Consider the following 13,767-nt stretch of genomic DNA (forward strand, 5'->3'; position numbering starts at 1 on the left):
CCTGTGACGACGACTGTCGCGCCCACCGCGGCCGCTGCCTCTACTCCGGGCAAGCGGCCGCGGGGGCCCAAACTCGTGCGGATGCTGCCGCTCTCGCCGGCCATCGTGCTGATGCTGGTCTTCCTGGCCGGCCCGATCATCTACTGCGTGTACGCCGCGTTCACGAACATGGCGCTCACCGGGCCCGGCGCGGCGAACGTGAAGTTCGTCGGGCTGGACAACTTCCGGAAAGCCTTCAGCAGCAGCGCGTTCACGAACTCGATCTGGCTGACGCTGGTGTTCACGCTGATCTCCGCGATCATCGGCCAGAACACCCTCGGCCTCGGCCTCGCGCTGCTGATGCGCAAGTCGACGAAGGTGGTCCGGAATTTCGTCGGTACGGCGGTGATCGGCGCGTGGGTGCTGCCCGAAGTGGTCGCGGCGTACCTGCTGAGCGCGTTCTTCAACGATGACGGCACGCTGAACGTGATGCTGCACGCGGTCGGCCTGCCCGGCCAGGACTGGTTGTACGGGGCACCGATCATCGCGGTGTCACTGGCCAACATCTGGCGCGGTACGGCGTTCTCGATGCTCGTGTACTCCGCCGCGTTGAGCGAGATCCCGCGCGAGATCGAGGAGTCGGCCGAGATGGACGGCGCCGGCGGCTGGCGGCGGCTCGTGTTCGTGACCGTACCGATGATCACCCGCGCGATCATGACCAACCTGATGCTGATCACGCTGCAGACGCTGAGCGTCTTCGGCCTGATCTACGCGATGACCCGCGGCGGGCCTGGCACCAAGAGCCAGACGTTGCCGCTGTACATGTACGAGCAGGCGTTCAGCTTCTCCCAGATCGGCTACGGTACGGCGATCGCGCTGGTGATGCTGGCGATCGGCGCGATCTTCTCGCTGATCTACCTGCGTGGACTCAACTCGGAGGCAGCGTGATCGCCCGGGACAAGATGAGCAAGCTGGCCTCGAACCTGGTCCTGCTCGCCATCGGCGTACTCTTCGTTCTCCCGCTGCTGTGGGTGCTGTTCGCGTCGATCAACCGGACGGCGGGGCTGCGGGTCGAGTTCCCGACGCATCCGACGTTCCAGAACTTCAAGGCGGTGCTGAACACCGACACGACGTACCGCCCGGTGTTGAACGGGATCGTGTTGTGTGGTGGGGCCGCGTTGCTCACGATGGTTTGCGCGGTGCTGGCGGCCTATCCGTTGTCGCGGTTCCGGACTCGGTTCAACCGGCCGTTCCTGCTGACCGTGTTGTTCTGTACCGGGTTGCCGATCACCGCGGTGATGGTGCCGGTCTACGGGCTCTTCGTCCAGTTGAACCTGGTGGACACCCTTGGCGGGACCATCATGTTCATGGCGACCGCGGCGTTGCCGTTCGCGATCTGGCTGACGAAGACGTTCATGGACGGGGTGCCGATCTCCTTGGAAGAGGCCGCCTGGGTCGACGGTGCCGGGAACATGCGCGCACTCTGGGCGATCGTGCTGCCGCTGATGTGGCCGGGGATCGCGGTCGTGCTGATCTTCACGTTCATCGGCATGTGGGGGAACTTCTTCGTCCCGTTCATGCTGCTGCTCTCACCCGAACGGCTGCCGGCGTCGGTGAGCATCTTCACCTTCTTCGGCCAGTACGGCGAACCCAACTACGGCCAGCTCGCGGCGTACTCCCTCATCTACACCACCCCTGTCCTCCTCCTCTACCTCCTCCTCAGCCGCAAACTAGGCGGCGCCTTCGCCCTAGGCGGCGCCATCAAGGGCTGACCCCCACCACCACCCACCCACAAAGGCCCCCGGCTCCGCGGCGCCTATCTGTTGCCTTCGGCGGGGTCCGCGGTGGGTGGTGATGTGCGGAGGTGGACGGCGCCGGGTGCTGGGGTGACGGCGCAGGTGAGGTAAAAGGTCACCGCTTCGCGGTGGCTGTTTTGTTGCCGCCTGCGGCGGGGCGCGGTGGGCGGTGCCGCGCGGAGGTTGACGGCGCCGGGGTGTGATGACTCGGCGGTGGAGTGTCCGGCGGTGTAGGAGTTCCGCCCTACTGCGAGCGGGTCCTGCGCGCTGGGGCCGCATGCGGTGGCGCGGCGGGTGGGTGGCTGGGCCGGGTGGCGTGTTGCGGGGTGGGGTGGACGGCGAGCTCACGTCGCTTCGGCTGCTTGTTCGCAACTGTGGTGGGTGTTCGGCGGGAGGTGCTGCGCGGAGGTTGACGGCGCCGGGCGCTGCGATGACTGGATGGGAGAACACGAGGCGGTGTAGGAGTACCGACGTACTCCGGCCGGGTCGCGCGATGCGGTGGATGAGGTGGGCCGCGTGGGCGTGGATGGCTCGTGTGCTGTGGTCGTCTGGTGGAGGTGGCGATGGAGTCGCTGCTCGACGGTGGTGTCGTGCCGCTTCGGCGGGGTGTATGACGTGGCCTGTGGGGGGATCGTCACGGGCGCTCTGGGGACGGAGCGGGTGGAGTGGCGCTCACCGGCTTCGGCGGCTGTGTGCTGCAGTCTTCGTGGGCGGACGGGCGGACGGGCGGACGGGCGGACGGGCGGACGGGCGGACGGGCGGGCGGACGGGCGGACGGGCGGACGGGCAGACGGACGGGCAGACGGACGGGCAGACGGACGGGCAGACGGACGGGCAGACGGACGGGCAGACGGACGGGCGGACGGGCAGACGGACGGGCGGACGGGCAGACGGGCAGACGGGCAGACGGGCAGACGGGCAGACGGGCAGACGGGCGGACGGGCGGACGGGCGGACGGGTGGGCGTGGGCGGGGGAGGTCGCCTGGCGGTTGGAGGCGTGCGGGTTTGTCGGACGCGGGGGTTGGGTGCCTGCGTCCGACGGGTTGGTGACGCCTTTGCGCGATCTGGCGCGGGGTCAGATGGTGGCGAAGGGGGGTGGGCCGGTGGCGGGCTCGGTGGGCGTGCGGTTTCCCCAGACGGCGAAGTGGGTTGCGGCGGTGAGGGTTGCTTCGTCGGCTGTCCAGCGGTTGGTTCGTGGGGTGGGTGGGTCGGTGTCGCCCCAGGGGTTGAGCGTTGGGGGCGGGTCGCCGGGACGTCTGGGCGCAGGCCCTGGTGAATCGGGGCAGGCGGGTACGACGCCCGGCGGCTCGGGGTAGGCGGGTGCGGTGCCTGGTGAATCGGGGCGGGCGGGTACGCCCGGCGGCTCGGGGCAGGTGGGGGCGGCGGCTGGTGGCTCGGGGCAGGTGGGGGCGGCGGCTGGTGGCTCGGGGCAGGTGGGGGCGGCGGCTGGTGGCTCGGGGCAGGTGGGGGCGACGTCCGGTGGCTCGGGGGAGGCGGACGCGGCGACCGGTGGCGTGGGTGTCTTGGGGGTGTTGCGGTGTGATCTGCTGGGTGGGGGTTCTGCGTGCGCCAAGCCTGCGCCTGGTGGATTCATGGCGGGTGTAGTGATTGGGTCGGCCCACGCTGGGCGGGCTACGTGGACCTTGCCGTTGGTGATGGTGATGTGCCAGCGGTCGTTGTGGAGGTCGACGTGGTGCCGTCGGCACAAGAGCGCGAGGTTGGTCAGGGCCGTGGCTCCGCCGTCGATCCAGTGCGTGAGGTGGTGGGCGTCGCACATTACCGGCGGCGCTGCACACACCACGCAGCCCCGGTCGCGGGCGATCAGGGCGTGGCGGATGTGTCTGGTGACGAGGCGTTCGCGGCGTCCGACGTCCAGGGGTTCGGAGTTCGAGCCCAGGACCAGCGGGATGACGTTGGCGTCGCACGCCAGGCGCCGGATGGTGGCGGCGGAGAGGTCGTCGCCGTAGACGGTTTGGCCGGTCGCGTGGGCGGTGGCTGACGTCAGGTCGTCGCCGTGGACGGTTTGGCCGGTCGCGTGGGCGGTGGCTGACTTCAGGTCGTCGAGGTCGATGGTGACGGTGATGTTCGCCTTCGCGCCGTGCCCGGCGGTGTCGGTGTCCCAGGCGTTCGCGGCCACCGTCAACGCGGTGGTCAGCGCGTCGGCCTGACGCTTGTCGCGGGGGCGGGGGTCGTGTTCGCCGTCGACGGTCTTGTGGGGGCGGGCCCCGGCGTGGACGATCGCGCGCAGCAACTCGGCGTTCTCGTTGGCGAGATAGCCGCGGAACTTCACCCCGTTCTCGGCGGTGCTCAACGTCAACGACTCGCGCTGATAGGCCTTGTGTTCTTCGGGTTCGGGGCCGTCGGCGTCGATCCGGTCGCAGAGGTGTTTGGCGGCGGTGCGGAGTTCTTGGGGGGTGTGGGTGGGGACGAGGCCGACCAGTTGCTGCTCGGTGACGTCGAGGGTTTCGGTCGGGACGCGGTCACGGACGCGTTCGAGTTCGGTGATGATCGCGGCCGCGTGGCCGATCTGCATCTGGTGGACCGTGCCGTCGGCCGACTCGATGCCGCCGGTCAGGGCGTCGTTCACGGCCTGGTACTTGGGCAGCGCGCGGGCGAGGCGGACGTCGCGCCAGACCTCGGCGCGGTCGCGGCGGTGGCGGACGGTGAGGAGTTCGACGGTGTCGCGGGCGCCGAGCTCCTGGGCGAGGCCGTCGGTCTCGGAGCGGGCGATGAGTTGCAACTCGACGGATCGCAGGCGGGCGATCTGGGTACGGACCTTGTCCAGGGCAGGCAGCACCTCGTGGTTGCCGATAGCAACCACTGTGCGTCCGCCGAGAATGTCCATGAACAGACTCTAGCTGGCGCCTCCGACAGTTTTCAAAGCCGGGAACCCCTTATTTTCAAGGGAAATAGTTATCCACAGATTTGCGGTGGGTGGCGTTGAAGCGGGCCTTCTTTTGGCGGTTGCCGCAGGTGTTCATGTCGCACCAGCGGCGGGTGCGGCTTTGGCTGGTGTCGAAGAAGGCTGCCTGGCAGGTGGGGGAGGCGCAGAGGGCGAGCTTTCCGTCTCGTTCGCCGGAGATGATGGTGATGGCGTCGGCGGCTATGACGGTGAGGGCGTCTTCGATGCTGGCGGTTGTGAGGTGCCATTCGCGCCGGCCGGCGGGGGTGAGGACGGGGGCCGCTCGGCCTTGGGTGCTGCAGGTGTTGATGACCTGCAGGGCGGCGCGTGGGAGAACGTCATGCAGTGCGGCGGCTGTGGCGGCGGCATGGATCGACTCGCGGAGGTCGCGGGCCTGGTCGAGTTGGGCCGGGGTGCAGGAGTTGACCGGTAGGCCGCTCACGGCCAGCCAGTCGACGAGGCGTTCGGCGGTGGGGATGCGTTCCACGGGTTCGCCGCGGCGTTCGGTCAGGGTCGCCGTGAAGCTGGTTGCCAGCACGGTGCCGAGGCGGAAGTCGAGGAAGCGCATGGAACCACCTTAGCCGGTTGCCTAGGCGGACAGAGGCATGTTAGAACCGTCTTAGCCGGTTCAAGGAGGCCCAATGTTCAAGGAGGCCTAATGTCAGTGCAAGCCTTTGAAGCTCATGCACCCCAAGCTGACCTCGACGATCTGCGGGCGCGCTTGGCCAACGCGCGGCTGCCCGAGGTCGAGACGGTGTATCGCGCCGGGCCGGATCCGCGGCGCTGGGATCAGGGCGTGCCGCTCGCGGATCTTGTCGAGCTCGTGGAGTACTGGCGTACCGCGTACGACTGGAGAGCCTTCGAAGAGCGGCTCAACGGACGGCAGTTCCGTACGACGATCGACGGGCTGGGGATCCACTTCCTGCATCGGCGATCCGCGCGTACCGATGCCACTCCGCTGATCCTGACGCACGGCTGGCCGGGCAGTGTTGCCGAGTTCGTCGATGTCGTGGACGAACTGGCGGATCCGCAGGATGACGGCGTACCGGCGTTCCATGTGGTGGTGCCGTCGCTGCCTGGGTTCGGGTACAGCGACAAGCCGGCGACGACCGGGTGGGGGACCGAGAAGATCGCGGCGGCGTGGGTGGAGCTGATGGGACGGCTCGGGTACGGCGAGTTCGTCGCGCACGGTGGTGACTGGGGCGGGAACATCACGACCGTTCTCGGCGGGAGGTTTCCGGAGCACGTGCTCGGGATCCACTCGACGTTCGCGGAGGGGCCGCCGGGGTTGACGACGGACGGGCTGACGGCGGACGAGCGGCGGTGGACCGAGGAGACGTACGACTTCTGGCACCACCGGGCGGCGTACGCGAAGCAGCAGGCGACGCGGCCGCAGACGATCGGGTACTCGCTGGTGGATTCGCCCGTCGGGCTGCTGGCGTGGCTGGTGGACAAGTTCGCGGAGTGGTCGGACACCGAGGACAGCCCGTTCGAGACGATCTCCAGGGATCGGGTCCTGGACGACGTCACGCTGTACTGGCTGACGCGCAGTGGGGCGTCGGCGGCGCGGATCTACTACGAGAGTCACAACTCGCTGGATCCGGAGCTCCGGGTCGACGTGCCGGCGGCGATCAGCGTTTACCCGCGGGACATCGAGAAGTATCCGCGGCCGTGGGCGGAGCAGCGGTACCGGCGGATCGTCCGCTGGGGGTCGCCGGAGCGTGGCGGGCACTTCCCGTCGCTCGAGGTCCCGGAGTACTTCGTCCGCGACGTCCAGGAGGGCCTTGCGGCAGTGCTGGCGCTCAGGTGAGGGCTTGCCGCCAGGATTCCAGCTTCTCGGCGAACGACTCGGCCCACTGGGGGTCGGGGATTGCCTGGGTGTAGCGGGCCAGCGCCTGGGGGACGAGGGCGGCCGCGGAGGGGGAGGCTTCGAGGGCCACCGCGAGGCGGATGACTAGGGTGGAGATGCGGGTGAGGCGGTCGTGGTCGGGCGTCCCGGACAGTTCCTTCAGCTGGGTGCGGAGCTGTTTCAGGGTCCGTACGGCGGTTCGGTGGGACCCGGCGTCCAGGTCGTCGGACGGGATGCCGAGAAGTTCACAAGCTTCCGCGGTGGGTTCGGCGACCGCGGTGGGCTTGCCGAAGAGGCGGGGTTTGCCGAGGCGGCCGGTGATCTCGGCGAGCAGCGTGTCCAGGGCTTCGACGACGGCGGGTACGGCGCGGTCAGCGGTCTTGCGGCGGTTGGTGTCGAGCGCGGTGAGGCGGGTGTGTTCGGCCTCGATCGCCGTACGCACGGAGTCCGGGAAGATATCGAGGCCGGTCAGCTGCTCCTGGCGGGGCGCGGACGGGCTGAGGGCGCTCGCGTCCAGCGGCTTGGCGCCGGAGCGGGCCGCGGTGATTTCTTCCTCGAGCTTCTTCTTCGGACCCGGAACGATTGAGCTCACACGTCCACCCTACGCAGGTTCCAGACCGACGGGACCACAAGCGTCGCCACGGTGATCAGGACGAACAAGGCAGCGCCGTACAGCTCGACGGCCTTCGCGCTGATCGCGACCGCGACGTACCCGACGGTGAGCTGGCCGACCGGGCCGGCGATGAACGAGCCGAGCATGTCGTACGACGAGACGCGGGACAGCTTGTCGATCGGGATCTGCTGGCCGAGCGCGGTCTCCCAGCTGATCCCGAAGATGTCGAAGCCGACGCCGAGCACGAACGCCGCGATCGCCATCGCCCACAGCTGTGGCAGCAACGCGAGGCAGAGCATCACCGGGACCGTGCACAGCATGCCGATCATCCCGGTACGCAGCGGCCGCCGCGGTTTGAGCCGCAGCATGATGATGCCGCTGGCAACGAGTCCGGCGCCGAAGCACGCGCTCACCACACCCCAGCCGGCCCGGCCGAAGGTGCGGTCGGCGATCACCGGGCCGAGGACCTGGAAGCAGGCGGTGTAGATCAGGTTCAGCAAGGCGAAGGCCAGCACGATCACCCACACCCACTGCCGGGAGACGAACTCGCGCCAGCCCTCGCGCAGGTCGGTCAGCACCGAACTGGCGGCCCGTTCGATCCGCGGGATCGTCAACCGGGACAGCAGCAGCGCGCCGGCCAGGAACGTCACGCCGTCGACCGCGAGCCCTACCCCGGGCCCGGTGAGGCCGACGATCACGCCGGCCACCGCGCCGCCGCCGATCATCGCGGCCGAGCGGGCAAACCCGGCGATCGCGTTCGCCTGCGGGAGTTCGGCCCGGTCCACGATCGACGGCAGGATCCCGGTCATCGCCGGCATCACGAACGCGGACGCGATCCCGTTCACGGCCTCGATCGACGCGAGCTGCCAGATCGTCGCGTGCCCGCTGAGCACGAGCGCCGCGGCCAGCCCCTGGGTGAGGCCGCTGACCGTGTTCGCGGTGACCAGGACCAGGTGCCGCGGCAACCGGTCCGCGATCACGCCGCCGAGCAGCAGGAACACGATGTTCGGGATGCTCCGCGCCGCGAGCACGATCCCGACCGCGCTCGCCGAGTCCGAGATGTCCAGTACGGCGAACACCAGCGCCACCGGGGCGATCGACGAGCCGAGGATCGAGATGAACCGCGCGGACACGAACACCCGGACGTCGCGATGCCGCAGTACGGCCAGATCCTGCCGGAAGCCCACCCGAAACCCCTCTCGCCAAACCCGGGGAGCCTATCGGACCATGGCAGCTGCGATCCTCCGATTAACCCATCAGCAGAAAAGGAGAGGTACGGTCGGTGATTGTGGGGAGGCAGCGGGTGGTGGGGGGTCTGTGGGCGGCACGGGGAAGCGTGGCGCTCGTGGTCGTCGTGGCCTGCCTGGTCGCGGTCGCGCTCGCCGAGGGAAAGCTCGGGAGTCAAAGCGCCGCCGCGCACCTCGTGCTCGAAACCGTCAATACCTGTGTGGCGTTGCTGCTGGCGTTCCTGGTCTATGGGCGCTTCCGGCGCACCAACACGTGGCAGGACCTGCTGTTACTTCAAGGACTGGTCGTTCTCGGTACGGCGAACGCGCTGCTCAGCGTCACACTCATCAGGGGCCAGGTCGGGCCGTTCGGCAGCTGGCTCCCGCCGTCCTTGCGGATCGTGGGGACGCTGCTGATCGCTACGTCCGCTCTTGTACCGGCTAAGCGGGCTAGGCGTCTTGGCTGGCGGCACTGGGCGCTTGCACCAGCTGTCGTCGGCATGCTCCTGCTCAGCGCGCTCCTGTACTGGTGGAGGAGCGCACTGCCCGGTGTGGTGACGTCGAGTGGGCTCCTGGTTCCACAGATCCTGACGATGGTTTTCCTCGCAGTAGCCGCCGTAGCGTTCACACTGCAGGCTCGCAGCCGCGACGACGTACTCCTGCGCTGGCTGGGACCTTCCTGCGCAGTAGGGGCATTCGCTCGCCTGAACTATCTCCTGTTTCCACCGGACCGTCCCGACTGGCTGTACTCCGGTGACGTACTGAGAACCGTGTCCTACCTCCTCCTACTGATCGCGGCGGGCCGTGAGATCAGCCGGCACTGGGCAGTGCAGGCGGAGATGGCCGTCGTCGAGGACCGTCGACGGCTCGCCCGCGAGATGCACGACGGCGTACTGCAGGAGCTCGGCTACATCCGGTCCGAGATCGCCACGTTCGACGGTCCGCGCGGCGACCGGATCCTCGCCGCGAGCGACCGGGCGCTGGACGAGGCGCGGCAGCTGCTCGAAGCACTCGGCCGTTCGGACGACGAGCCGCTCGGGACCGTACTGCGCCGCGCTCTCGATCAGCTGGCCCAGCGGTACGACGTGACGCTCGACCTCGAGCTGGACGAGTCGATCGCGGTCGACCGCCCGCAGCGGCACGCGCTGGTACGGATCGCGCGGGAAGCGGTGCTGAACGCCGTACGGCATGCCAAGGCGGACCGGGTGCGCGTCGAGCTGAGCCAGGACGGCGACGGGAGCCGGCTGCGGATCACCGACGACGGGCCCGGGTTCGACCCGGACGGGCGGCACAGCGGGTTCGGGCTGATCAGCATGCGCGAGCGCGCGGAGGCGCTGCCCGGTACCTTCGTACTGACGACGCGGCCGGGCGAGGGAACAACGGTGGTGGTCAGGTGGTGACAGGCGAAGCGCTCCGGGTGGTGATGGCCGACGATCATCCGCAGCTCCGGGCGCACATCCGGCAGGCGCTGGAGGTCGGCGGGTTCGAGGTCTGCGGCGAGGCGGCGACCGGTCCGCAGGCGGTCCGGCTGGCCGAGGAGCACCAGCCGGACGTCGTACTGCTCGACATCCACATGCCCGGCGGCGGGATCCGCGCCGCGGCGGAGATCTCCCGGCTGCTGCCGGACATCGCGATCGTGATGCTGACCGTGTCCCGCGACGACAACGACCTGTTCGACTCGCTGCGCGCCGGGGCGTCCGGCTACCTGCTCAAGGACACCGATCCGGCCCGGTTGCCCGAGGCCCTGCGCGGTGTGCTGTCCGGCGAGGCGGCGATCCCGCGGTCGCTGGTGGCGCGGATCCTGGACGAGTTCCGGGAGCCGGGCCGGCGCCGTCCGGCGCGGCGGTCGAAGGCGGGCCTGCTCACCTCCCGCGAGTGGGAGGTGATGGGCCTGCTGGCCGACGGCCTGAGCACGGACGAGGTCGCGCAACGGCTGTTCCTGTCGCCGACCACGATCCGCGTGCACATCTCCTCCGTACTGCGCAAGCTCCGGGTCAAGGACCGCCAGGCGGCCATCGACCTGCTCCGCGACGAGAGCTGAACCGATCGTGCGGGAGGTCCCCCTCCTCACCGCCCGCACGATCGGTCCCGCGAGGTGCCGTGCACGATCCCCCCTCGCCCACGGCCTACAGTCACGGTAAGTAGCGACGGCTCGCGGTGCCAGACCTTTGAGCGTTCAAACAGCTAAACGCCCTGGGGCGGCCGCGTTTGTCCGTCGTTGTCACTGGGGGTGATCGCGGGATTGCCGTTACCGTGGGGTATTGGTCCTTCGATCTGCAGGAGGCTCCGTGAAGATCAACGACGTACTGCGCGGCAAGGGCAACCAGGTCGTCACCATCTCCCCAGAAGCCACTGTCACCGAGCTGCTCGCCCTGCTGGCCGAACACAACATCGGCGCGGTGGTGGTGAGCGCGGACGGATCGTCGGTGTCCGGGATCGTGTCCGAGCGCGACATCGTGCGGCTCTGGAACGGTACGCCGGACGCGGGCGACGTCCGGGTCAGCGCGATCATGACGGCCGAGGTGCACACCTGCACGCCGGACGACCTGATCGACAACCTGATGCGGATGATGACCGACCGCCGGATCCGGCACGTCCCGGTCGTTGTCGACGGCAACCTGGCCGGCCTGGTCAGCATCGGTGACGTGGTGAAGTCCCGGATCGGCGAACTCGAGTTCGAGCGGGAGCAACTGTCCAACTACATCACGAGCTGACCGGAGACCGCCCCCGAGCGGATCAGGGGCGGCCCGGTCGGTCTACAGCTCGATGAGTTCGCCCAGGTCGAGGCCGTCGAGCTGGGGACGCACGTCCTTGGCCTCGCCGACCACGACCACGAGCAGGCCGTCGGTGCCGACGTACCGGCGGTAGGCGTCGGTCGCCTCGGCCGCGGTGGTGGCGGCGATGTTCGCGAGGTACGTGTCGGCGAAGTCGATCGGTACGCCGTTCGCGATGTTGCTGCCGACCTGCTGGGCGACCGAGTCGGCCTGCTCGTAGCGCAGCGGAGCGGTCCGGATCAGGCTGTCCTTCGCCTCCTGCACCTCCTGCTCGGTCAGGCCGTCGCGGGCCTCGCGCAGGATCCGCAGCGCGTCGGTGATCGCGGCGCCGGTGACCTCGGTCCGTACGGCGCCGCCGAGGCTGAACGTGCCGCCCTTGCGCGGCGCCGAGAAGCTCGTACGGGTGCCGTACGTGTAGCCCTTCTCCTCGCGCAGCACGGTGTCCACGCGGGAGGTGATCGTCCCGCCGACCACGTGGTTCGCGACGGCGGCCGCGCCCCACGCCGGGTCGCGGCGGTCCGGTCCGGCGCAGCCGATCAGCAGCTGGCTCTGCACCGAGCCCGGCCGGTCCACCAGGACGATCCGGTTCCCGGGCAGGTAGATCGGCTCCGGCGTCTCCACCGCCGCACCGGCCGACGAGGTCCAGCCGCCGAACGCCGCCTCGATGATCCCGGCGACGTCCACCCCGGTGGCGTCCCCGGCGAACAGGATCTGCGCCCGCTCCGGGCCGATGTTGTTCCGGTAGAACTCGGCGACCTCGACGTTCGTCAAGGGCCGGATCGTGTCCGGCGTGCCGGCGGTCGGCCGGGACCGTCGTGTCGCCGGGCCGAACAGGTGCGCCGCGAACGCCTCACGCGCCCGGTAACCGGCGTTCGCCCGCTCCTGGTTGATCTCGCCGAGCCGGATCGTCACGTGCCGCCCGACGTCGGCCTGGTTGAAGGCCGGCTTGGTGATCGCCTCGGCCAGTAGCTCGACCGCCGGCGCCAGGTGCGACACCGGCACCGAGATCTCCACGTGCAGCGCGTCCGAGCTGACGTCGACGCCGTACGCCGCGCCGTGCCGCTCCAGGGCGGCCGCGAACTCGTTGGCCGAGTGCAGCTCGGTGCCCTCGTCGAGGGTCCGCGACATGATCGTCGCGACCCCTTCGAGCTCCCGCGGCTCGGCGATCAGCGGCATCGCGATCGTCACCCGCACGGTGGCGACGTACTGCCCGGGGCGGTCGAACACGTGTACCGGCGTACCGGCGCCGATCCGGGTCGTGACGGCCTCGGGGAACTTCCACGGCCGCGGCGCACCGACGGCGGGCGGGGTGGTCAGAACCTGGTTCATGCCTGCTCTCCCGAGGTGTTGCGGCGGTAGGTCACCTGGACACGGCCCGCGGCCCGGATCCACTGCTGCGCCGCGGCCTGCACCTGCTCGACCGTGACCGCCTGGACCTGGTCGATCCGGGTGTTGATCCGGTCCGGGTCGCCGAACAGCAGCGCGTGGTGCGAGATCTCGTCCGCACGCCCCGCGCAGGTCGCCAGCTGCTCCAGCCAGTCGCGTTCCGCCTGGGCCTGGACCGTCGCCAGTTCCTCGGCCGTGACTCCCTCGACAGCGAGCTTCTCGATCTCCTCGAGCAGCGCGTCCTCGACCTTCTGCAGGTCCACACCGTCCGACGCGATCCCGGTCAGCGTCCCGAACGACACCCCGCCGATCAGCGGCAGCGCGCCGCCGGACACCGACTGCGCGATCTGCTCGTCGCGGACCAGCCGCCGGTTCAGCCGGCCGCTCTGCCCGGCGGCGAGGATGTCGAGCGCCAGCCCGGCCGCGTCCAGCTCCGGCGTACCGTCGACCGGCAGCCGGAACATCATCGTGACCAGGTCGGACGGTACGTCGGACGTGACGTCGTCGCGCTGTACGTCGGTCATCGGCCCGATCGTGCCGTCCGGCGCGGGCGGCGGCGTCGGGATCGCCGGCAGGTGGCCGAAGTACCGCTTGGCGGCGTCGAACGCGTCCGCCTCGGACACGTCGCCGACGATCGTCAGGACCGCGTTGTTGGGCCCGTAGTACTTGCGGAAGAACGCGTGCACGTCCTCCAGCGACGCGGCGTCCAGGTCGGCCATCGAGCCGATCGTCATGTGCGCGTACGGGTGGCCCTCGGGGAACGCGAGCTTCACCAGCCGCTCGTACGAGTCGCCGTACGGGCGGTTGTCGTAGCTCTGCCGCTTCTCCTCCTTGACCACGTCGCGCTGGTTGTCCAGGTTCTCCTGGTTGACCGCGTCGAGCAGGTAGCCCATCCGGTCCGCCTCGAGCCAGAGCGCGAGGTCCAGGCCGCCGCTGGGCAGCGACTCGAAGTAGTTCGTCCGGTCGAAGAACGTCGACGCGTTCAGGCTGGCGCCGGCCGTCTCCAGCAGGCTGAAGTGCTGACCGGACGCGACGTTGCGGGACCCCTGGAACATCAGGTGCTCGAAGAGGTGCGCGAACCCGGTCAGGCCCGGCGGTTCGTGGCGCGAGCCCACGTCGTACCAGAGGTTGACGGCGACGATCGGGACGGCGCGGTCCGAGCTGACGACGACGCGGAGGCCGTTGTCCAGCGTCTGCTCCGCGATGGGGTAGTCCAAGGGCATACCGGCCACCATACGTGGT

General features: G+C 69.5%; 12 protein-coding genes. 6 read left to right on the forward strand and 6 right to left on the reverse strand.

What is annotated here, in order from left to right; genetic code table 11:
* Window positions 1-3 precede the first annotated feature (3 nt).
* Window positions 4-927, forward strand: a complete 924-nt coding sequence (locus tag ACFV9C_RS16500) for a carbohydrate ABC transporter permease (RefSeq protein WP_380194423.1) — start codon at window positions 4-6, stop codon at window positions 925-927.
* Window positions 924-1,751 (forward strand): carbohydrate ABC transporter permease, encoded by an 828-nt coding sequence (locus ACFV9C_RS16505; RefSeq protein ID WP_380194425.1) that lies wholly within the window; start codon window positions 924-926, stop codon window positions 1,749-1,751. Before ACFV9C_RS16500 ends, ACFV9C_RS16505 begins: the two co-directional genes overlap by 4 nt.
* 1,099 nt (window positions 1,752-2,850) lie before the next feature.
* Here ACFV9C_RS16505 and ACFV9C_RS16510 read toward each other — a convergent pair.
* Window positions 2,851-4,620 (reverse strand): DUF222 domain-containing protein, encoded by a 1,770-nt coding sequence (locus ACFV9C_RS16510; protein ID WP_380194426.1) that lies wholly within the window; start codon window positions 4,618-4,620, stop codon window positions 2,851-2,853.
* A gap of 55 nt (window positions 4,621-4,675) precedes the next feature.
* Window positions 4,676-5,245, reverse strand: coding sequence for a CGNR zinc finger domain-containing protein (locus ACFV9C_RS16515; RefSeq protein ID WP_380194428.1), 570 nt, complete (start codon window positions 5,243-5,245; stop codon window positions 4,676-4,678).
* Between the two features lie 90 nt (window positions 5,246-5,335).
* Between ACFV9C_RS16515 and ACFV9C_RS16520 the strand changes: the two genes are divergently transcribed.
* Entirely contained in the window at window positions 5,336-6,487 is a 1,152-nt protein-coding gene (locus tag ACFV9C_RS16520; protein WP_380194430.1) for an epoxide hydrolase family protein, read from the forward strand.
* Here ACFV9C_RS16520 and ACFV9C_RS16525 read toward each other — a convergent pair.
* Complete coding sequence (locus tag ACFV9C_RS16525) at window positions 6,480-7,118, reverse strand: hypothetical protein (RefSeq protein ID WP_380194432.1); 639 nt, start codon at window positions 7,116-7,118, stop codon at window positions 6,480-6,482. The genes ACFV9C_RS16520 and ACFV9C_RS16525 overlap by 8 nt on opposite strands.
* On the reverse strand, window positions 7,115-8,326 hold the full coding sequence (locus ACFV9C_RS16530) for an MFS transporter (RefSeq protein ID WP_380194434.1): 1,212 nt from the start codon (window positions 8,324-8,326) through the stop codon (window positions 7,115-7,117). Before ACFV9C_RS16530 ends, ACFV9C_RS16525 begins: the two co-directional genes overlap by 4 nt.
* A 149-nt stretch (window positions 8,327-8,475) precedes the next feature.
* Here ACFV9C_RS16530 and ACFV9C_RS16535 point away from each other — a divergent pair, with 149 nt between their 5' ends.
* The 3 genes from ACFV9C_RS16535 (at window position 8,476) to ACFV9C_RS16545 (ending at window position 11,079) form a co-directional block, all read left to right on the forward strand.
* A complete protein-coding gene (locus tag ACFV9C_RS16535) occupies window positions 8,476-9,765 on the forward strand; it encodes a sensor histidine kinase (protein ID WP_380194436.1) in 1,290 nt (429 codons plus the stop codon).
* Window positions 9,759-10,406, forward strand: coding sequence for a response regulator (locus ACFV9C_RS16540; protein WP_380194438.1), 648 nt, complete (start codon window positions 9,759-9,761; stop codon window positions 10,404-10,406). The genes ACFV9C_RS16535 and ACFV9C_RS16540 overlap by 7 nt, the downstream gene beginning before the upstream one ends.
* A 247-nt stretch (window positions 10,407-10,653) precedes the next feature.
* Window positions 10,654-11,079, forward strand: a complete 426-nt coding sequence (locus ACFV9C_RS16545) for a CBS domain-containing protein (protein WP_380194440.1) — start codon at window positions 10,654-10,656, stop codon at window positions 11,077-11,079.
* Between the two features lie 42 nt (window positions 11,080-11,121).
* Here the strand turns inward: ACFV9C_RS16545 and ACFV9C_RS16550 are convergent, their stop codons facing one another.
* Entirely contained in the window at window positions 11,122-12,468 is a 1,347-nt protein-coding gene (locus ACFV9C_RS16550) for a M16 family metallopeptidase (RefSeq protein ID WP_380194442.1), read from the reverse strand.
* Entirely contained in the window at window positions 12,465-13,748 is a 1,284-nt protein-coding gene (locus ACFV9C_RS16555; RefSeq protein ID WP_380194444.1) for a M16 family metallopeptidase, read from the reverse strand. The genes ACFV9C_RS16550 and ACFV9C_RS16555 overlap by 4 nt, the downstream gene beginning before the upstream one ends.
* Window positions 13,749-13,767: the final 19 nt, after the last annotated feature.

This window comes from Kribbella sp. NPDC059898 (assembly GCF_042730855.1).
Classification (GTDB): Bacteria; Actinomycetota; Actinomycetes; order Propionibacteriales; family Kribbellaceae; genus Kribbella.